Annotated in this window: 16 protein-coding genes and 1 pseudogene; 6 read left to right on the forward strand and 11 right to left on the reverse strand. The window is 42.4% G+C overall.

Going from position 1 to position 20,953, the window contains the following annotated elements; genetic code table 11:
* The first annotated feature begins 66 nt into the window (after window positions 1–66).
* Entirely contained in the window at window positions 67–477 is a 411-nt protein-coding gene (locus tag WA279_RS15360) for a YwpF-like family protein (protein WP_003227794.1), read from the forward strand.
* 139 nt (window positions 478–616) lie between these two features.
* Here the strand turns inward: WA279_RS15360 and WA279_RS15365 are convergent, their stop codons facing one another.
* The 3 genes from WA279_RS15365 to WA279_RS15375 all read right to left on the reverse strand — a co-directional run bounded on the left by WA279_RS15365 (window position 617) and on the right by WA279_RS15375 (window position 8,718).
* Entirely contained in the window at window positions 617–1,255 is a 639-nt protein-coding gene (locus WA279_RS15365; protein ID WP_227058209.1) for a class A sortase, read from the reverse strand.
* 103 nt (window positions 1,256–1,358) lie between these two features.
* The gene (locus tag WA279_RS15370) at window positions 1,359–7,322 is read right to left on the reverse strand and encodes a SpaA isopeptide-forming pilin-related protein (protein WP_336155906.1); all 5,964 of its coding nucleotides are present in this window, start codon (window positions 7,320–7,322) and stop codon (window positions 1,359–1,361) included.
* Between the two features lie 319 nt (window positions 7,323–7,641).
* Window positions 7,642–8,718 carry a response regulator gene (locus WA279_RS15375; protein WP_336155907.1) on the reverse strand — a complete coding sequence of 359 codons (1,077 nt, stop codon included), beginning with the start codon at window positions 8,716–8,718 and terminating at the stop codon, window positions 7,642–7,644.
* A gap of 806 nt (window positions 8,719–9,524) precedes the next feature.
* On the opposite strand from WA279_RS15375, the pseudogene WA279_RS15380 reads away from it, so the two are divergent.
* Window positions 9,525–10,838, forward strand: a pseudogene (locus WA279_RS15380) (sensor histidine kinase); the annotation flags it as partial.
* Between the two features lie 177 nt (window positions 10,839–11,015).
* On the forward strand, window positions 11,016–11,987 hold the full coding sequence (locus WA279_RS15385; protein ID WP_336155948.1) for a histidine kinase: 972 nt from the start codon (window positions 11,016–11,018) through the stop codon (window positions 11,985–11,987).
* Between the two features lie 46 nt (window positions 11,988–12,033).
* On the opposite strand, the gene mscL is transcribed toward WA279_RS15385, so the two are convergent.
* Both mscL and fabZ read right to left on the reverse strand, forming a co-directional pair.
* A complete protein-coding gene (gene mscL, locus WA279_RS15390) occupies window positions 12,034–12,429 on the reverse strand; it encodes a large conductance mechanosensitive channel protein MscL (RefSeq protein ID WP_021445844.1) in 396 nt (131 codons plus the stop codon).
* A 72-nt stretch (window positions 12,430–12,501) separates the two neighbouring features.
* Entirely contained in the window at window positions 12,502–12,927 is a 426-nt protein-coding gene (gene fabZ, locus WA279_RS15395; RefSeq protein WP_003221796.1) for a 3-hydroxyacyl-ACP dehydratase FabZ, read from the reverse strand.
* A 191-nt stretch (window positions 12,928–13,118) separates the two neighbouring features.
* Between fabZ and rapD the strand changes: the two genes are divergently transcribed.
* The gene (gene rapD, locus WA279_RS15400) at window positions 13,119–14,183 is read left to right on the forward strand and encodes an aspartate phosphatase RapD (protein WP_014478211.1); all 1,065 of its coding nucleotides are present in this window, start codon (window positions 13,119–13,121) and stop codon (window positions 14,181–14,183) included.
* 22 nt (window positions 14,184–14,205) lie between these two features.
* Here the strand turns inward: rapD and flhP are convergent, their stop codons facing one another.
* The 5 genes from flhP to WA279_RS15425 all read right to left on the reverse strand — a co-directional run bounded on the left by flhP (window position 14,206) and on the right by WA279_RS15425 (window position 17,597).
* Complete coding sequence (flhP, locus tag WA279_RS15405) at window positions 14,206–15,015, reverse strand: flagellar hook-basal body complex protein FlhP (protein WP_336155910.1); 810 nt, start codon at window positions 15,013–15,015, stop codon at window positions 14,206–14,208.
* A 33-nt stretch (window positions 15,016–15,048) separates the two neighbouring features.
* Entirely contained in the window at window positions 15,049–15,861 is an 813-nt protein-coding gene (gene flhO, locus WA279_RS15410) for a flagellar hook-basal body complex protein FlhO (RefSeq protein ID WP_336155912.1), read from the reverse strand.
* A gap of 162 nt (window positions 15,862–16,023) precedes the next feature.
* Window positions 16,024–17,025, reverse strand: a complete 1,002-nt coding sequence (gene mbl, locus WA279_RS15415) for a cell shape-determining protein Mbl (RefSeq protein WP_003227776.1) — start codon at window positions 17,023–17,025, stop codon at window positions 16,024–16,026.
* Between the two features lie 165 nt (window positions 17,026–17,190).
* Window positions 17,191–17,472: a sporulation transcriptional regulator SpoIIID gene (spoIIID, locus tag WA279_RS15420; RefSeq protein WP_003221804.1), complete on the reverse strand. Its 282-nt coding sequence runs from the start codon at window positions 17,470–17,472 to the stop codon at window positions 17,191–17,193.
* A 14-nt stretch (window positions 17,473–17,486) separates the two neighbouring features.
* Window positions 17,487–17,597, reverse strand: coding sequence for a protein usd (locus tag WA279_RS15425; protein ID WP_010886628.1), 111 nt, complete (start codon window positions 17,595–17,597; stop codon window positions 17,487–17,489).
* A 224-nt stretch (window positions 17,598–17,821) separates the two neighbouring features.
* Here WA279_RS15425 and WA279_RS15430 point away from each other — a divergent pair, with 224 nt between their 5' ends.
* Together WA279_RS15430 and WA279_RS15435 are read left to right on the forward strand one after the other, a co-directional pair.
* Complete coding sequence (locus WA279_RS15430; RefSeq protein ID WP_003227771.1) at window positions 17,822–18,235, forward strand: MarR family winged helix-turn-helix transcriptional regulator; 414 nt, start codon at window positions 17,822–17,824, stop codon at window positions 18,233–18,235.
* A gap of 21 nt (window positions 18,236–18,256) precedes the next feature.
* Complete coding sequence (locus WA279_RS15435) at window positions 18,257–19,447, forward strand: MFS transporter (protein ID WP_003227769.1); 1,191 nt, start codon at window positions 18,257–18,259, stop codon at window positions 19,445–19,447.
* Window positions 19,448–19,528: 81 nt separating this feature from the next.
* On the opposite strand, the gene WA279_RS15440 is transcribed toward WA279_RS15435, so the two are convergent.
* Window positions 19,529–20,935 (reverse strand): right-handed parallel beta-helix repeat-containing protein, encoded by a 1,407-nt coding sequence (locus tag WA279_RS15440; RefSeq protein ID WP_336155949.1) that lies wholly within the window; start codon window positions 20,933–20,935, stop codon window positions 19,529–19,531.
* Window positions 20,936–20,953: the final 18 nt, after the last annotated feature.

Below are 20,953 nucleotides of genomic sequence, written 5' to 3' on the forward strand. Positions count from 1 at the left end.
TCCTCGAAAACGTTTATGTTATAATGGAAGGCAAGAAAACTTTGGAAGTAATCGGGGTGAGAAGAAATGAAAACCTTTAAACTGGTTGACCTGAATGTGGAACGAGTGGACAAGGAAGAACAATCAATTGAACAGTTTCCCCTTATTGACGGACTGATTATAAATAAAGAAGACGGTGAAAATCACTGGCTGATTGAGGCGCTTGTACAGAAAGAACATCTGTCTTTTTTTGAACAGCTTCAAAACAGCCAATCTGAAGCCAAAGTATTTGTAACGATCACGAAAAAAAGCAATCGCCCCGCCCAGCTGACAGCAGCAGTGAAAAATATCGTCAAGCTGGAAGAAAGCATCCAGGTTTTACTCTACGGACAAATGGTCACAAGAAAACAGCAGGGCACTGAAACCATTCTCGAGTCCCTTGTAAAAGAGGGCTATACAGGAACAAAACTCATTGAGGCATTTAAACAAAAGTTATAAATATGAGAGGGCATGTTCCCCAAAACAGACACAGAACCGAAGAGCATCACAATAGACATTTTGAATAGATATGTTCTGCATGAAAAAAGCTGCCGTTTTGAACGGCAGCTTTTCTTTTCGTGCTTTCACTCTTCCATATTTAATTTGTATGGCCAAAAGAATCAACCAATTCCCCTTTCACAACAAGGCGCCCTTCAGTTTTGACAGCCTTGTCACATGTGATTAGCGTAATCTCTTTTTTGTTTGTCTCCTCAACTACATCTGCATCCATTTCCGATATGATGTCTTTAGATGTTACAGAATAGATATAATCCTTTTTAAAATCCGTGATGACAATTTGGGCACCTGTTTTTATGTTTTCCAGAGGTCCGAACAGAAGATTCTTTTGCTTCAAATGATGGCCCGCCAACGGATAATTTCCCTCACCCATTTTTTGATCCGGGCGCATTGTTGCCGCCCCTATCAAAAGATTTTCATTGGTTGTGCCTTTTACGATCGGAAGCTCCAGATCGACACTTTTAATTGTTATCCGCCCGATAACCGCTTTTTGATCGTGATCAAAGCCGGCCTTTACAGCATCCATTAACTCAGGCGGCTCGATTGAATCAAATTCAAATTCCGCTTCTCTCTCATTATTTTTTTTCAGCTGCTCCACAGTTAAGGCCGATTCACTCTGGCTTTTGCTAAGATAAGCTATAATTCCACCTTTGATATAAGGAGAAGAGATCAGCAGCAGTCCAAAAAGGATGAACACCGTAATGATCATTTTCTTGTACATGCAAAAAACCCTTTCTTATGCATCCTTCTAAAAACGCTCCGTGTCACTTTCACTTTTCAAAAAAGCACCTGATCGATTCTTCAATGATCAGGTGCCTTCAACTTTATCCTTTTCTTTGTTTCTTTCTTGAGGCAACAGCTAAGCCTCCGCCTGCCATAAGCAGCAGGATACCGATCATTGCTGTCAGCATGCTGTCTGTATCTCCGGTTTTTGGAAGGGTTTTGTCTGTGTTCGACTGACCATCCGAGCTGCCATCTGTACCATTGGTATTCGGATGATCTCCATCATCTTTTCCATTTCCACCCGGTGCAGGTTTATCAGGATGATCATGTTTATCAGGCGCTGGTGTTTTCACTTTTTGATTAGAAACTACGATCTCAACAGCTTTTGACTGTCCTTTTTCAACTGTGAATTCAATCGGTGTTTCGTCAAGTTTATAACCTTCGGGAGCCTTCGTTTCAATCAATTGGTAGCTTCCCGGCGCAAGGCCTTTTACAGTGAACTGCCCATTTTGATCTGTTTTCCAGAGTTTAGAAAGCTCTTTTCCATACCCGTCAGTTTTTACAGGCTTGCCGCTTTCGTCCAATAACTTGAATTCAGCGCCCTCCAAAACGGTATTTTTATCGTCTTGATCCACTTTTTTCACATTTACGTCACCTGGTGCCAATATGTTTTCCGCGGTGATTTCGACTGGTTTTGTGTCTGTGTTTGTGATCTTGAACGATATAGGAGTTTGGTCCAACTCATAATCTTTAGGCGCTTTTGTTTCAACAAACTGATATTCGCCAGCTTTAAGGCCGTGCACCGTGATTTGTCCTTTGTCATCGGTAACCAAACCGGACTTCAGCACTTTGCCGTTGGCATCTGTCAAATTGAACTCCGCACCTTGCAGAACTTTATGCTGATCATGCTGATCCATTTTGGTGAGGACAACAAGGTTCTTCGTATTAACCGCTGTTGCTTTCACTTGCTCAGGTTTGCCGCCATATTCTGCTTTAATGGTGAATGACACTGGTTTTTCGGATAAAAGATATCCATCTGGCGCCTGTTTTTCAACAAATTGATAGCTTCCCGGCGCTAACCCGTCAACTTCAATTTTGCCCCCTTCTTTTGAGACTAGATCGTCTCTCACTGTTTCCCCATTGCTGTCCGTGATTTTGAATACCGCGCCTGCTAAGCCTTTTCCATCTTGATCTTCCTTCGTCAGCTGAACCGATCCTTGATAGTTCACGACGATCCCGGCATCCGCGGATTTTGGCTTTCCTGCTGCTGATTCTGAAATGGTAAACTCTTTTTTCTCCGTGTTCAGCACATAACCGGCTGGCGCTTTCGTTTCAACAAAGGCGTAACGTCCCGGCGCAAGGCCAGAAGCCTTTACTTTTCCATCTTTATCGGAAGTCAGCTCTTCTTGAACCGTATTTCCTTCCTCGTCGACAATGTTGAATACTGCACCTTCAAGCTTCTTGCCTTCAGCATTTTCCTTCGTCAACTCAACGGAGCCTTTATGGTTAATAGCGATTTCGGCATCTGTAGCTTCAGGCTTTCCTTCAAAGGAATCAGAGATCTCAAACTCAATTTTCTCTGTATTCAGCACATAGCCCGCTGGCGCTTTCGTTTCAACAAAAGCGTAGCGTCCCGGTGCAAGGCCTGAAGCTGCGACTTTCCCGTTTTTATCTGAGGTCAGTCCTTCTTGAACCGTATTGCCTTCCTTGTCGATAATTTTAAAGACGGCTCCTTCAAGCTTCTTGCCATCGGCATCTTCCTTCGTCAACTCAACAGAGCCTTTATCGTTAACGGCGATTCCGGCATCTGCGGCTTCAGGCTTTCCTGCTGCAGATTCTGAGATGGTAAATTCTTTCTTCTTTGTATTCAGCACATAACCCGCTGGCGCTTTTGTTTCCACAAAGGCGTAGCGTCCCGGCGCAAGACCCGAAGCCTCGATTTTACCGTCTTTATCTGAAGTCAGCTTCTCTTGAACGACCTTTCCATCTTGATCGACAATGTTGAATACTGCGCCTTCAAGTTTCTGGCCTTCAGCATTCTCCTTCGTCAGAGAGACTTTTCCTTGATAGTTGGTCATTTTCCCTAAATTAACGTCGGACACTTGATTCTTTTCATTCTTTGCGACTGAGAAGTGAATCGCTTTTGTATTTACGATAAAGCCTTCAGGAGCTTGTGTTTCTGTCAAGCGATAGTAGCCCGCCGGCAAACCGTTCATTTCTACTTTTCCGTTTTTATCAGATTTGATATCTGTTCGTATGAGAGTATAGGTGCCGTCATTTGACTTTTTCTCCAGCTTGAAAACAGCACCTGCCAAAGGATTGTTTTGTTCGTCTTGTTTGATAAGCGTCACCTTGTTCTGTTGATTTACGACTTTGTACAGCGCTCCTGGCTTGGAGGAGTTGCTGTCTATCTTTACAGAGACTCCTTTTGCATAAGCATCACTGATGGTATATCCGTCAGGCGCTTTTACTTCTTTTAATACATAGGAACCGTAGCGAATATTTCCGAATGTAAGCTTCCCGCCGGCATCCGTCGTACCAGTGCGGAGGAGCTGTTTGGAGTCCTCAGACCATAACTGGAATTCTGCTCCTTCAAGAGCTTTATCGTCCTCTCCAGTCTTAAAAATCGTCAGGTTTCCTTTATCTCCGGATCCGGAACCGTCACCGCTTGAAATGGCAACAAAGATCGAGCTGCTGTTTTCTTGAGTCTGCTCCTTCACATTTGTTCCTGAAATGGACACCTTATTTTTAACATGGCCGTTCGTGCCGGCTATGTTAATCAAAGACCGGTATTTGATCACATAGGCGCGGTCAATTTGTTTATAGCTGCCTATGAATGTCAGGACAAACGATTGTTCCCCTGTTGTATTGTCCGTTTTGATGTCTAACGTGTAGTCTTTGTCTTTTTGAAGCTCGACATCTCCCGCGGTCAGATTTCCGCTGCTGTCTTTGACCACTCCGTTTTCATCATACTTTGCTTGATACACTTTAAAAGAATCCGCATCTAATATTTGATTTTCATCCGGCGTATCAGTAACTTTTACGTCATCCAGCGTTGATTGGCTGGAGTTGACATTGATGTTCCAATCGATGTAGCTTCCATTTTGTTTGCCGCCTTTGAAAACCAGACTTCCTCCGTTCGTAACTGAAACAGAGCCCGTCAGTGTGCGGTCTGCATAACCGTCATTATAGTAGGTTGCCTTGTTTGTGTACTGATTCTGATCAATGACCTGTCCTTTGAGTGATGCCTTAAACTCAATCAGATATGGTACAGAATCGCCTGTTTTAAGGTGTACCGTCAGCGTGCGTTCATTTTTCGCAGAAGGCTCTTCGACATCATACTTGGAAGGATCAAGCGCGTCTCCTTCTGTGATCGAGCCGTTTTTATTGATCTTATAACTCTTAACGACAACGGAACCTGGCACAAATTGCTGAGGATCTGTTATGGCATCTTTGATATAAGGGTTTTTCGTCGGCTCGCCATTATAATTGACACCGATTTTCCACGTGATTTCCTTTGAAACCGCGTTGTATGAACCGTTCTTGAAACCATTGTTTGTCGTCTGATGATTCGGCGTAAAACCGCTTGATACCTTATTCGTGCGCTCAGTGCCGTTTTGATCAGTCCATGTCGACTGAGCTGTATTCTTAACGCTTTCGTTAGAATAATCGGCATTGAATGTTGTCGTATAAGTGATCTTAAATTGACTGTCTGTTTTTGCATAATCTCCGATCAATGCCAAAGTAAAGCCTTTATGATCAGGTTTTTTTGTTAACGTGTAGTCTTTGTCTTTCTGCAATGTTTTGTTGTTCGTTGTGTCTTGAAGCTTGAACGATTCATCAAGCAGAACCATTCCGCCGCTTTCAAATTGGTCATCTAAAGTCCAATTGTTCATCAAGTATTTATTTTTATTAACTGTAATCGTCCAATCAGCCGTCTTCTTCTCATAATCTACGTTTGAATATCCTTTGATGAGGTTTTGCTGAATGGCTATTCCGGAAGCCTCTTTTGAATCCCCTGTTCCGGTCACAACGCTGTTGGTGTATGTTGTCGATTTATCAATGATCACTCCGCTGTTGACCTTTGTTTGATATGTGATTTTGTAAGCGCTCGTTACGTTTTTATTAAATTTGACTTCAAATCCGCTTCCATTATCGATGAGCGTGTAGTCCTCGCCTTCCTTTAAAGGCGTGCCCGCTTGCTCGCTGCCATTCTGTCCAAAGGTAATAGGAATAACCTTCAAAGAATCTTTCACGAGATGCAAATCGCCAGTTCCAAAAGAATCTTTAATGCTGGCCTTGGATTGGTCGATCTGTTTCTCACCGTAGTTGTATGCAAGAGCCCAGCTGAATGTTTGAGATTCTCCATCATAGCCGGTCGATGATTTCGCGATCATTTTTCCATACTTGGCTGCAACAGTGGCTTCTGCAGAAATGGGTTCCAGATGATCTCCGCTGAATGCCGCCTTATTCGTCAGCGTTATATTTCCGCCTTCACTCGGCTTCGCACCATTGTCAATGTCGGTTTCGTATACAAGGCGGTAGGCTGAATCAATTGTCCCGTCAAATGTGACATTTCCTTTTGAATCAACACTGTAGCCGGAAGAAACTTCATTTCCTCTGCTGACAGAACCATCAATGTTCACATTGAGTTCATACACTTTAACTGAACGGTAGATTACGCCATCTGGAAGGCTTTCCGTGAGTTTGGCATTTTTGACTTGATCCAACTTTTTATTGACATCGACCGTCCATGTTACTTTACCAGGGTTGATGCCTTTATCCAGCACACCTGATTTATCAATGGTTTTACTCACATTGGGTTTAAAATAAACTGTTGTTTCAGGAGTATCGGCATTCACAGGAAATGGAATCTTTTGTGTTGTCGAACCCGTTATTTTTTTCTCGTTGAACTGCGTATTGATAACCAATGTGCCTTTGACATTAGAACTGTCTTTTACCTCGCCGTTAAATGTCATCACCACATGTCCGTTCGTATCAATAGAAAATGTCCCGTATGTGGTGTCTCCGGCGCCTAACGGCAGGTTCACAATGTCATTATGCATAATAAATTCTTTAGGCAAATCAAATTCATATTTATCGCCGGCATTGATCGTTTTTCCTAAATTGTCGGGAATGGCCCAATCAATTGAAATTTTCACCGGAGAATTCGTATTGGCGCGATTGCCCTTGTCATATGGCTTTCCGTTTTCGTCCGTCAACGTCACGCCAGTTAACATATTTTGCGTGATTTGTTTTTCTTCAGTTTGCAAGCTTTTGAAAGCTGATTGACTTGAGGATGACACTTTTTTTGAATCATCACTCTTAGAGACTTCGCCGCTCTTAGAGTCATCTGACGGCTGCTGTTCTTCCTCTTTTTGATCCTTGCTGACTGAAGGTGCAGGTTTGTCATCTTTCCCTTTCTGATCACCCGCAGTATCAGAAGAGTCGTTTTTTGGCTCTTCCGCCTCGGCATCTGGTGTCTCCTCTTTCTTAACAGGAATGATCACCTGCTGGGTTTTGCCTCCCCCTAGCTGAAAAAGGGCTGCTGCTGTATGTTCATCTTCTTTTACATCTGCAGTAAACTTAGCTGGCAGTGTAATGGTCCCCTTGGCATCAAGAGAATCCGCGGATGCAGTTGTTAATTTTACTGTCATGGTGCTGCTGCCCGCCGGCACTTGATAGCTGCCGATGACCTGATCAGCAGATTTGATCTCACCTTCTGCACCTTTATCAAATGTAAAGCTTTTAGGTATCTCCACATTGATATCCTGTTCGCTATCTGCTTTTTTGTCTTTTTTCAATGACCATTCATATGTCAGTGTCACTTCGTCCCCCGGTGTTAGTGCCGGTTCGTTTCCTTTTGATCCGTCAACAATCTGGCCCTTGGCGTCCTTAACTGTTACCGAATCGAAGAATTGGCTGTCACTTGACGTTACGTCCACAGCCTGTGCTGTAAGAGTATAGCTGGCGATCTGGCTGAAGAAGAAAAAGATGGCAAGGCTTATGATCATGACGATCCGCCCGCTTTTTTTCAGCCCTAAGGGAAAACTCCTCGTTCTCAACTTTTCATTCCTCCCTTTCTTATCTATCTTTCACTTGCCGATTGATCCGCGAGACCATAACATCATGTCTCATCCCCCAAAAAGAACTGCTAATACCGAATGAGTTTCAAAACTAAGATTTGCCATCCGAACCAAACTACATTGTATGAAATGGAACTATACAATTTCTGTACAACTTAGAAATCATGTATGATTGAAGTGAATTGGAGAAAGTTGAAGTTTCACCCAGGAGACACATATGGCGAGGGCCTTCCCTTTAAGTGCACAAAAAAACCAGTGTGCATCGAAAGGCAATCGACACATACTGGTTTGGAGTTCTTTAATTAATTTGATCCTTCATTTGTTTGTAACGCTGATATTCTTTTATCGCCTCTTCTACCTTCCCGTTTTTGTTGAATAGCTGCAGCTTGTATTGCATAATTTTATGATCGCATGGCTCAATTTTCTCGGCTTGCAGGCAAATGTCCATCGCTTGATGATCGCTCATTTCATGAATATGATAATCGATCAGTTCATAGGCCTTTCCAAGCCAAAGCTGGGAAAGACGCGTCTTTTCCGGTTCTGCCCAAAGATAACCGTGCTCCATTAGGTAATGATTTTGATAGGACATGAAAATATCCATGTGCAGATGTAATGTAGCCGTATTGAGCGGCGGCGCCCCTTTTAGTGATTTTTCCCATTCGACAACATCGATTTTTGCGCCTGAAAGCCGAAGAATATATCCAGTATCAGTCTTCTCGATAGTTTGGCTGAAAGGGATCTGGCTGAATAATTTTCGTATTTGGTAAATAGTGGAGTAAAGTTGGGTGCTTGCTTTTGAAACATCGTAATGAGGCCAAAAAAGATCGATTAGCATTTCTTTACTGACCACATGGCCTTGATTGTGAAGCAAAAATAAGTATATTTCACGTGCTTTCGACGTTCTCCACTTGACTGGAATGCTTGTTTTGACATCCTTTAAGGTTTGATGAAACTGCAAGCTCCCAAAGCATTGGATGGAAAAATGCGCCTCGTTATTTTCTGCATTTTGTCTGAGCATATGATTCGTTTTGATTCGTTCAACAGTTGTCTCAAGCCGCTTGTATATGACAGGCTTCAGCAAATAATCAATGGCATTCAGCTCAAACGCTTTGATAGCAAACTCATTATAAGCCGTGATGAAAACGACTTGGATGTTTTCATTCATCGATTGAATCGCCTCAGCAAGCTCAATGCCGTTTACCCCCGGCATTTCAATATCAAGAAACACCGCATCTACAGCAGGAGTCTCAGGATGCTCTAAGGCTTCAACCGGATCTTGATACGCCATAATAGATTGAAAGGCGTTTGTTCGTTCAAGCATTTTCTTAAAATGAAGCAATGCCAAGTGCTCATCATCAACAATTAACGCTTTCACAAAACATCCCACCCTATATGTAAAATCGAGATATCAGTAAATAACTTCTATTATATCATGACAAATAACCCCTTTATCTGGATTCTTTTTCTTTCTATTGTAGTTTTTGAAATTTTGCACTTACAATATTTATAAAAAGGTAGGAATTTAGAATGGGCCTGCTTGAATAAAGGAGCTATAATATGAAAGAAAAATTCATCTTTACTTCGATTATTTTCGGTTACGCTGCATTCTTTATGGGTTTCATAGCCATTGACCATTTTTCCGGATCAACGCTTCCTGCGGCAAGGCATGGGATCATGAACCTGGAGAAGTGGGATTTTCAGAAGGATGGGAATGTACAGCTGAACGGAAAATGGACATTGTATCCAAATCAGATTCTGTCACCAAAAGAGATCGCCTCAGCAAAAGGAAAAGGTCCCTTATTCGTTGATGTCCCCAGCAATGTAAAACTGACCAAGCAGGGTATCAATGTGGATTATGGAACGTACAAGCTGACCATCAGATCAAAGCAAGACAATCAGGTTTTTGGGATCAGCACGTCGTTTATTTACAGTGCCAATCGCATCTATTTTAATGGACAATTCATTGGCCAAAGCGGCAACCCTTCAAATAAACCTGATTTTGCGGCACAAAACCGCCCATATACGAGCTTTTTTACGCTTCACAAGGGTGACAATGAACTTATCGTACAATTTTCGAACTTCGGAAAAACGCCGGGATGGGGAATCGCAAAGCCAATTACTTTTGGCATCCAGGAGCAAATAGTGCGGGAAAACAAAATTTCCTTTCTTAATGATACAATCATGATTACAGCTTTTTTCATTACCGGATTATATTTTCTAGGCTTTTTCCTGCAAAGAAAAAAAGATAAACATTTGTTGTTTTTTTCTGTTATGTGTCTTCTGTTTTCGTTCATTATTCTGATGATCGGAAAAGAGCGGATTATATTTCTCCTCTATCCGTCAATTTCATTTTCACTGCTAAATTCATTGAGGGCAATCTCTACAGTGCTCGTCAGCATTGCGGTATTTCTCTATCTCTTTTTTGCTTACAGAGAGATTGTTTCAAAGCGTTTTATTCGCATTGCCACTGTTTCTTCCGGGCTGGTCTTAGTCACAGATTTTTTAACCGTGGGTTTTATCGGCCATACCTCGTACATCTTACATTCTGTGCTAGCCGTCTCGACTCTGGTTTATATTACATATATTTTTACGATTGCTGCGATCCGCAAAATGGAAGGAAGTCTGTATCTTACTATTGCATCTATATCAATGAGTGCTTTTGTCATTTTAACCACCATTTCTGCTTACAGCGGCAAAACGGCTTTTTCCTTTAATTCGATTTATTCACTGCCAACAGTTATCGCTTTACTGGCGATCGTTCTGCTGATGGCGCAGCAATTTGCCGGAGCATTCCGTGAAAATGAAGTGCTGTCGTGGAAATTGCTCAGAAGTGACCGGCTAAAGGATGAATTTATTGCCAAAACATCACATGAATTCAAAACACCGCTGAACAGCATCATTAATATATGCCAGACCCTGCTGGCCGGCAAAGGAAAAAGAACGATAGAAGAAGAGAAAGAAAATATGCAGCTCGTCATCCGCATGGGCTACAGGCTGTCCAATCTGGTAAATGACATCTTGGATTTAGAAAAAATAAAGCAAGGCATGCTTCAAATCCACCCGGTTCCTGTTGATATTTATACTTTAGTTTGTTCGGAAATGAATTTCTACAATCTTTTATCGAGACATAAAAACTTGAATATGATGAACCATATCCCTGACGATCTTCCTTTAGTGCTCGCAGATGAAAACCGCTTCCGCCAAATATTAACCAATTTAGTAGACAATGCAATCAAATATACAAAAGAGGGCCAAATCACACTTTCTGCTTCAAGACTGAACGACAACATGATCAAAGTGACAGTAGCGGATACAGGAAGCGGCATTTCAGAAGCCGATCGCCAAACCATCTTTGAGTCTTTTCAGCAAGCCGAAACGAATAAAGACGATGGTGCCGGTCTTGGCCTCAGCATTGTCAAACAGCTGGTTCAGCTCCATAACGGAGACATTTGGGTCGAATCGGAAGAAGGAAAAGGTTCGGCATTCCATTTCACCTTGCCGATCGCCCAAAATGAACCTGTATCTGAAACAAAAAAACGCCTTCCTGAATTACAATCCGAGAGAGATCTATCAGATATCTCATTTAGCACGCCTTATTACTCTGAGCATATTGACGCTCCAACCATCCTGATTGTCGATGATAACATTGACAGTTTAAAAATTTTGAGCGATATGCTTGAAGGTGTGCCCTACAATGTGATTGCTGTGAAGAACGGAAAGGAAGCATTAGAAATCATCTCTTGCACGAAGCTTGATTTGGTTATTTTGGACTTGATGATGCCGGATATGACTGGTTTTGAAGTCTGTATGAAAATTCGCGAACGATTCAGCATGGTTGATCTTCCGGTTCTGATCATTACAGCTGCCATTATCGGCCATGACAAATACAAGGCTTTTCATGCCGGAGCGAATGACATTTTGCAAAAACCTTATCATTACTCTGAATTTATGGCGCGTATTCAAAACCTGATCATGATGAAACATACAGCAAATCAAGCCACTAGAATGGAAATGGCATTTCTCCAATCGCAAATCAAGCCTCATTTTCTTTATAATGTATTAAACACGATTATTTCTCTCACTCATTTGGATATTGAAAAGGCCCGGGAGGTAACAGAGGAATTTACTAACTATTTAAGAATGAGTTTTGACTTTCAAAATACATCAGCCATCAGTTCCTTCAGACATGAGCTTTCGATTATCAATTCCTATCTTTCTATAGAAAAGACGCGATTCGGTAATCGGCTTGAGGTTCTTTTCGATATAGATGAAGACATTGACTTTATCCTTCCGCCTTTAATGATTCAGCCCTTGGTGGAAAATGCCGTTCTTCACGGTGTCAGCAAGAAAAGAGGCGGAGGATGGATCAAACTGACAGCTAAAAAACAATGCAAAAATGAGTATTACATCAAAGTAGAGGATAACGGTGCCGGGATAACTCCGGAAAAACAAATAGATCTCTTATCAACGGATTTTAATCGCAGCGTCGGATTGAAAAATATCAATCAGCGGCTGAAACATTTTTGCGGCAGCGAGTTGATGATCAGCAGCACTCCGGATGCAGGCACCTCTGTCTCAATGCTCATTCATCTCGCTGAAACAACGGAAAGCCCCGCGGGACTGAAGGACATAGAACGAACTTAAACGAAAATTGAGATAAAAAAAGACGCCGTTTCTAACGGCATCTTTTTTATTCCGGCGACTTTGCTTGCTGCTTCAGCAGGTCTCTGATTTCTTTCAGCAGCTCCTCCTGCGCATCCACCGCTTCCTCCGCAGCCTCTTCTTCTGCTGCTTCTTTTTTGCGCCTTAACCCATTCAAAGTCCGAATGACGATAAAAATGGAGAACGATATAATTAAGAAGTTCACAATCGTCTGTATAAAGCTTCCATACTTCACTACAGCATCGCCAAACGTAAACGACAGGCCTGAAAAGTCAAGCCCTCCCAGCAGCAAACCGACCAAAGGCATAATGATATCATTTACTAGAGATGTGACGATCTTTCCGAAAGCGCCGCCTATCACTACACCAATCGCAAGGTCTACGATATTCCCCCGCATGGCAAAGGCTTTAAATTCATTCCACATACAATCACCTGCTTTTCTATATTTGTAAAGAAAAAAAGACAAATGTGCCGCTGGCCATCTGCCTTTTTTCAATTATTCTCCGAGGGCAAAAGTCAGTTCTACTTCGCAAACGACTTCGCCATCAACTGTGGCAACGCCTTTTCCGCGCCCGATTGTACCGCGGGCACGAATGATTTCAACCTCAAGGTGAAGCTGGTCACCAGGCTTGACTTGTTTTTTAAAGCGGCAGTTATCAATGCCTGCAAAAAAAGCCAGTCTGCCGCGGTTTTCTTCTTTAATCAACATCGCAACAGCTCCGACTTGAGCGAGTGCTTCTACGATTAATACGCCGGGCATAACTGGGTACTGAGGAAAATGTCCGTTAAAGAACTCTTCATTAGCGGTTACATTTTTATAGCCTTTTGCCCGTTTGCCCTCTTCAACTTCCGTAATCCGATCCACAAGCAAAAACGGATAACGGTGAGGAATAATTTCTTTAATTTGCTGAGTATCAAGCATTGTCTTGACATCTCCTTCATCTGCATTAGTATGTATAGCAATCATCAAAGATCCAATCTGTACATTTGAAAAGTATATTATGAATTAATCTCTTTTTCAACCGCGCTAAAATGTAACCAACTGTCAATGAGAGCCGTCAAAAGTTATGATATGATAATTATAGATTTTACCAATAGCAAAGAGGTAGGAAAATGATTTCGAAGTTTATTGAAAAAAGAATGCTAAACATGTTAGACGAGTGGTATTCCGCAATGAGCAAACGCAAAATGAATCACGTTTGCACACTGAAAGAGAAAATTGACCAGCACCTTCCGAAGATCAAAAAGAACACAAAACTTTGGATGCGTTATCAATTGTTTCAGGCCCGCCATCAGCTGCTTTTTGAAAACCAGAACGGACTCGATTCATTGTTCGATGACCTATATGGCCTGGAAGACAAAATGGATGATGAATTGAAATATTATCTGTATTTTTTCTCTGGGTTATATGAGATGGTAAAAACAGCTCCGAAACATGCAGTACATCATTTTAAAAAAGCTGAACAGTACCTGGCCGCCATTCAAAATACGTTTGAAGCCGCTGATTTATATTATCAAACCGCCGGCGCCTATTACTTGATGAAATCACCGCCGCTTTCCATCCAATACGTCAAAAAAGCATTACACATCTATTTGCACCAATTCGGCTATATCAAAAAGGTAATCACCTGTAAACTTTTGCTCGCCGTGAATTATATTGATCAAGAACGCTATGAAAAAGCTGAACAGCTTTTCAAAGAAATCATTAAGAAAACCCAGCAACTACATGACGAAAACCTGCTATGCCACGCTTATTATAACCTTGGCTTTTTAAAAGCGACCGAGAAAAAAGACCAGGAAGCGCTTCTTTACTTTAGAAAAGTATTAAAGAATCAAGAATTTGAAATGAATTCACCAGTCTCATATCTTCATTGTGTGTACGAGTCTGTCAGAGCGCTTTTTAAAACAGGGAACATCACAGAAGCTAAAGCCGTCCTTCAAAAAGGAAAAGAATTATCTGAAAAGGTAGACATTCAAACCATTTATTTAAAATTAAAAACGCTTGAAGCCCTCTACACATCAGCCGAAGACCCTTATGAGCAGTTGCTCGAATATGTGCTTGAATTAGAAAAAATCGAGGCGTGGGTGGATTTAGAAGTGCTGTTAGAAGATATTACGGAATACTACAAAAAAAAGGACGATTTCGAAAAAGCCGCTTTTTTTATCATGCGCGGCTGATTGAAAAACGCCCATTTTCTTATTATCTGACTGAATTGATTAAACCGAGCATTTGATCTCCCATTGTGATCGTTCTGCTGTTCAGCTGATATGAACGCTGGGACGTGATCAAATCTGTCATTTGTTCTGAAATATCGACATTGGACATCTCAAGTGAGCCCTGCTGCATGCCGATGTTTTGTCTCTTAGCGCCGTTCAGCTCTTCAAAAGCTGCCGCATTATCAATAGAGAAAAGGTTATTCCCTTCCGATTTCAGCTCTTGAGGGTTATTCACTTGGACAACTCCAAGGTTAAACCGCTGAACCGCATTTCCATTAGAGGCGGTTAAGGTGCCGTTCTTATTGATGGTGATATTCTTCATTGAGCTGTCGATGTTCACTGTATTGCCGTTCTCATCAAGTACGGGATACCCATTTCCAGTGACGAGCTGCAGCTGGTTGGCATTCGCAGCGGACGGCGTTACATACAGCGCCCCGTCTCTCGTATACTGGCGGTTTCCATTTACATTTACCTGAAGATACTGGTATGGAGACGTAAATGCGATGTCCAGATCGCGATCCGTCTTCTGAATGCTCCCTTGATCAGAGACCAGGCGTGAATTCATCATCGCTCCGACGCCAAGGCGCAAGCCGGGCGGCGTTTTTCGGGCTTTTGCCACTTCCTCGTTTTTTTCATCAACCTGATCGAATTGCTGTCTGACAAGCTCAGAAAAATTCGTATCTTTTGCCTTATAGCCGGTTGTGTTGCTGTTTGAAAGGTTGCTGCTGATTGTGTCAATCTGCTGCTGCAGCTGGTTTAAGGTTGTTGATGCCGTTAGCATTGACCTGAGCATAGTTGATGTCCCCCGTTTTTTTCTTCCGTTATCTTAAATTTTTCCAATTTCATTTGCTGCTTTATCCATACTTTTATCGTAAGCCTGAATAACCTTCTGATTCGCCTCAAACGATCTGTACGCTTCAGTCATTTCTGTATAGGCGCTTGTCACATCCACGTTTGAAAGCTCTGAGACGCCTTGTTTTAATGAATAGGATACCTGATTATTTCCGGCTGCGCTTGGCAGATCATTACCGTCCGCCGTGCTGTACAAATCATTTCCGTCCCGTTTGAGATTGCGGACATCTTCCGCCATTCTGACATCAATCTGGCCGGCTGTGCGTCCGTTCGTTGTAACAGTACCGTTTTCAGACACAGTGAAATTCTCATTATCAACAGTGATTGGCTGGCGATCCGTCGATAAAATAGGGCGTCCGTTGATCGTCAGCTGGTTGTTCTCATTTAGTGAAAATGTGCTGCTTTTTGAATAACGGATTCCATCCGCTGTTTGAACCGGATAAAAAAGAGCCGCGTTTTCATTGGTTTCCGCATTCATCGGAACTTGATTTTCGATCAATGCAATGTCTGTAGGCTGTTCTGTAGACTTCAGGCTCCCCTGTGTAAAGAGAGGCTTGAGCTCCTGCATATACACTCCGGTATTCACGGAACCGATTTCCGTCCTCGATGTCCCAGCCGGAGATTTTGATTCTATTCTGCTGAGCAGCATCTCAGGGAACGCGCGCATAGAGCCTTGATCAGCTTTATATCCTGATGTATTTGCGTTAGCAATATTATTTGAAAGCATTTCCGTTCTTCGCTGCTGGGCAATCATTGCGGATGTTGCTGTATATAATCCTTTTAACAAATTTCCCACCTCTAAAAATGGCATTTTTTCCAGTTGTCATATAGGAACGTTCGTTCTATAATAAAAACTCAGTATTTTATCCTATTATCGTCATTTAACATCTTTTCGTGAAGGCTTTTTCATAAAAAAACCTCATTCTTTTTCAGAATGAGGTTTGTGAAATCAGCTTAGTTTGCGTTTAGGAAGCTTGTCCATATTATCAAGCATGACACCTGTGCCGATGGCTACGCAATCCATAGGATTTTCAGCAACGAGGACCGGTACCTTAAGCTCTTCGGCAAGCAGCTGGTCAAGGCCGTTTAAGAGTGCGCCTCCGCCGGTAATAATAACGCCGCGGTCAATAATATCAGCAGAAAGTTCAGGCGGTGTTCTTTCGAGCACTTGTTTCGCAGCCTGAACAATAACAGCGACAGATTCACGAAGGGCTTCTTCAACTTCTTTACTGTTTACTGTAATTGTTCTTGGAAGACCGGAAACCATGTCCCGTCCGCGAATGGAAATTTCCTCGTGACGTGCGTCTGGGAAAACAGTTGCGACTTTAATCTTAATATCCTCCGCAGTACGTTCGCCGATCAGCAGCTTGTACTCGCGTTTGATATAATTTAAGATTTCCATGTCAAACTTGTCCCCAGCCATTTTAATAGAAGAGGAGGTGACAATATCGCCCATTGAAATAACCGCGATATCCGTCGTCCCGCCTCCGATGTCTACAACCATGTTACCGCTTGGCTGGAATATTTCCATACCCGCGCCGATAGCGGCAACTTTAGGTTCTTCTTCAAGGTACACATGTTTCCCGCCGCTTTTTTCTGCAGCTTCTTTGATTGCTTTTTGCTCAACGGATGTAATATTCGTCGGGCAGCAAATGAGCATGCGCGGCTTTGAGAACAGGCCTTTTACATTCAGCTTGTTAATAAAATGTTTCAGCATTGCTTCTGTTACTTCAAAGTCAGCAATAACTCCGTCTTTCAGCGGGCGAATCGCAACAATATTCCCAGGTGTACGTCCAACCATTCGTCTTGCCTCTTCGCCAACCGCCAGCACTTTGCCGCTGTTTTTATCAAGTGCAACAACGGAAGGTTCATTCAGAACAATTCCTTTACCTTTAACATGGATCAGTACATTTGCAGTACCGAGGTCAATACCAATATCCCTTGCAAACATCTATTTATATCCTCCTTGAAAATCTGTTTCACAGTAAATATCCACATTGTGCCCTAATTATATATATTATCATAAAATATAGAAAAAAAGTTGGAAGCACAATAAGTTCTTTACAATTTTTTGCGGATGTTTTATGAACGATTTCAAGAAGGCAATGCCAGGTGATTACGATTGCTGAACAGGCTCTCCTTCGAGAATTTCATCTTTTTTATATTTGAGCTTTGTCGCTTCTCCTCCTCTTAAATGCCTGATGGATTTATGATAATCGAGTATTTCTTTCACTTCGTTTGCCAAGTCGGGGTTAATTTCAGGCAGACGCTCTGTTAAATCCTTGTGTACTGTACTTTTGGAAACACCAAATTCCTTCGCAATGACACGAACGGTTTTCTTTGTCTCCACGATGTACTTCCCTATCTTGATTGTTCGCTCTTTGATGTAATCGTGCACACCACTCGACCTCCCTAAAATGGATGTGAGAAGTGTGAAATGAGATCCGTATTCTGTAAAGAGTCGTTCATTATGCCGCTTCTTCGTTGTATGGTTTTAAAAGTAAGTTTGTGAAATATGCCCACGATCCCTCACCTCAAACACTCTCTTTGTTAGGTTTGTAACAGTGTATTAGCATTCTTTTGGGAATATGCTAAAAACTCAATAAGGACAAGGGGTGAAACGAACTTTTTCAGATTCAGCGAACTATTTCGCGTCACTAAATTTTCATCTTTACAACTATTGATCCCTCCTGTAAAATGAAATAAGCAATTAGTTACTTAGGTAAGTTTTTTAGAAGGAGACCGACATGTCCTACGTCAACAGACACCTCATTCATCAAATCAACCAAAGCGCCCGCCTGATTGCCAAGAAAGCCAATGAACAGCTAGAGCCATTCGGCCTTTATTCATCTCAATGGTCAGTTTTATATTGTTTGCGTACGATCGGACCAATGACTCAAAAAGAGATTTGGTCCTATTTAAATGTGGAAGCGCCGACTGTGACTCGGACGATCAAACGCCTGGAGGAGAACGGCTGGGTTCAGAGACGGCAAGGTGAAGACAAACGGGAAAAACTTGTTGTCCTCACAAAAGAAGCCGAGAAAAAATACGAAGAAATCAATGTGAAAATGCTGAAATTCGAGGAAGAGCTGCTTGCTGATTTCCGGGATGAAGACAAAGAAGCTTTTTCTCATTTATTCCGCATGTTTTTACAACAATGAAAATAAGGAAGTGACATACATTTGAAAAAAGCGGATGCGATATGGACCAAGGATTTTATTATGGTCCTGCTTGTCAATTTATTTGTGTTTGTGTTCTTTTATACATTTTTAACTGTATTGCCGATCTATACACTGCAAGAGCTTGGCGGCACAGAATCACAAGGCGGGCTTTTAATCAGCCTGTTCCTTCTGTCTGCGATCATTACACGGCCTTTCTCCGGAGCCATCGTTGAGCGTTTCGGGAAGAAAAGAATGGCGATTGTATCAATGGCGCTCTTCGCCCTATCATCTTTTCTGTATATGCCGATTCATAACTTTTCCCTGCTGCTCGGATTGCGGTTCTTCCAAGGGATTTGGTTCAGCATTTTAACGACTGTTACAGGTGCAATTGCCGCTGATATTATTCCAGCCAAACGGCGCGGTGAAGGGCTTGGATACTTTGCCATGTCTATGAACCTCGCTATGGCGATCGGGCCTTTCCTTGGCCTGAATTTGATGAGAGTGGTAAGCTTTCCTGTATTCTTTACAGCCTTTGCGCTGTTTATGGTTGCGGGCTTACTTGTTTCGTTCTTGATAAAAGTGCCGCAAAGTAAGGACAGCGGCACGACTGTATTCCGTTTTGCGTTCTCGGATATGTTTGAAAAGGGCGCACTCAAAATTGCGACGGTCGGTTTGTTTATTTCTTTCTGTTATTCAACAGTCACATCATATCTGTCTGTATTCGCCAAATCAGTTGACCTTTCGGATATCAGCGGATATTTCTTTGTTTGCTTTGCGGTGACAATGATGATTGCACGCCCGTTCACAGGGAAATTGTTCGACAAAGTCGGACCGGGCATTGTCATTTACCCATCAATCCTGATTTTCTCTGTTGGACTATGCATGCTGTCCTTTACACATAGCGGCTTAATGCTTCTGCTTTCAGGGGCGGTTATCGGTCTTGGCTACGGATCAATCGTTCCTTGCATGCAAACATTGGCGATTCAGAAATCTCCGGCTCACCGCTCCGGTTTTGCAACGGCAACGTTCTTTACCTTCTTTGACAGCGGAATTGCTGTAGGATCGTATGTATTCGGATTGTTTGTAGCATCTGCCGGCTTCTCTGCCATTTATTTAACAGCGGGGCTGTTCGTTTTAATTGCTCTGCTTCTCTATACGTGGAGCCAGAAAAAACCTGCAGAGGCTGAAGGAAAAGTGTCTATTGCAGAATAAATTTCAGGCTGCCGGGAAATCCCGGCAGTCTTTTTTACATATAAAAAACGGCGCTCTCTAAGAGAACGCCGCTTATAGCAATTATTCAATGACAGGCCGCGCAGGTGAATCAGGATCTAGCGTAAAGTCATACGACTGTTCATCACGAAACATCGGATCGGCATAAATGGATTGCTGATCGTTTTTTGTTGCTTTTCGATACGACGAAAATGAATCATATTCTTTCTTTTTCCACATCCATATGCCGTCTTGATCCGCTTCCTTGTGGTACACGTTATGATTGACCGTATTTCCTTCATTTTCTGTAAAATCGTTTCCGATAAATAATCTGGAATCACCAGCCGTCAATATATTCTTTTCAATTGTGTTGTTTTTCGTATCGTACTGCAGCAGCAGCTGTCCGCCATACAGTCCCTTTGTGTCATTCCGGTACATAATATTACGGGCAATCAGAGAATTGCTGGTGCCGCCCCGCTTTTTGTCATATCCTCCGATTGAAATACCGGTGTACGCATTGTTGTACACTTTGTTGTCTGTGATCTGAATGGCATTTGCATACTTTCCTTTGTGTTCAGACGTTGCTTCAATCCCAATATCGTTATCGTAAACTGTGTTGTTCTTAATGTCGATATCGTGTCCTCCATCGACATAAATCCCGCCCGCTGAGTATTCATCTCCATAAGCAGGATTGCCGTAAGTCGAGTTTTGATAAACTGTATTGTTTTCTACGACTCCGTTTCGCACGTAATCGTTTTTATCCGCGGTTCCCTCATAACCAATTAGATCAATCCCGATGTTATTATTGTTGCGGACCACATTGCCTGCAACTGTGAAGCCGTCGATATTACCGTTCAGCACAACTGCTTCACTCGCTCCAAGCGTCAGTTTCTCAACTGTATTGTCCTCGATTCGGATGTCTTTCATGCTGCCAGTCCCATAAACTGCGATTCCGTGAGCATTTCCTTCATCCGCAGTTGTCTTAATACCCCGGATGTGATTATCCTTAATGGCGATATGACTGCTGGACCCTGATACATAAATCCCTATAGCAGTTGCTTCCTCAGATGAAACAGAAAGATCTTGAATTGTTAAACCGCTGATGGCAATGTCATGTTTATCGTGAATACGAATAAGCGGTGTTTCATATTCAGCGTCCGTAACGGATTCACCGCTAATCACGACGTTTTCATTTTCATAGTTTCGGAACGTGATAGACTTTCCGTCCGTACCGCTGTGCTTTACATCAAGGGTCTCATGATACGTGCCCTCCCGAATCATGACAGTTGTGCCGGCAGCAGCCTTCTCAGATGCGTGTGCCAATGTACGAAACGGCTTTTCTTTTGTTCCTTCATTTTGATCACTGCCATTTGGCGAAACATACAGATAATCCCCAGATCCTTCCTCATTCGCTTTTGTCTTATCATAAACGAAAGCGAGGATGACAGACGTTAAAACACCCGCCAAAAGAATAAAATACCATTTTCTCATTTTCGATTCCCATTTCGT

This window comes from Bacillus sp. 204(2023) (genome assembly GCF_037027505.1).
GTDB lineage: Bacteria > Bacillota > Bacilli > Bacillales > Bacillaceae > Bacillus > Bacillus subtilis.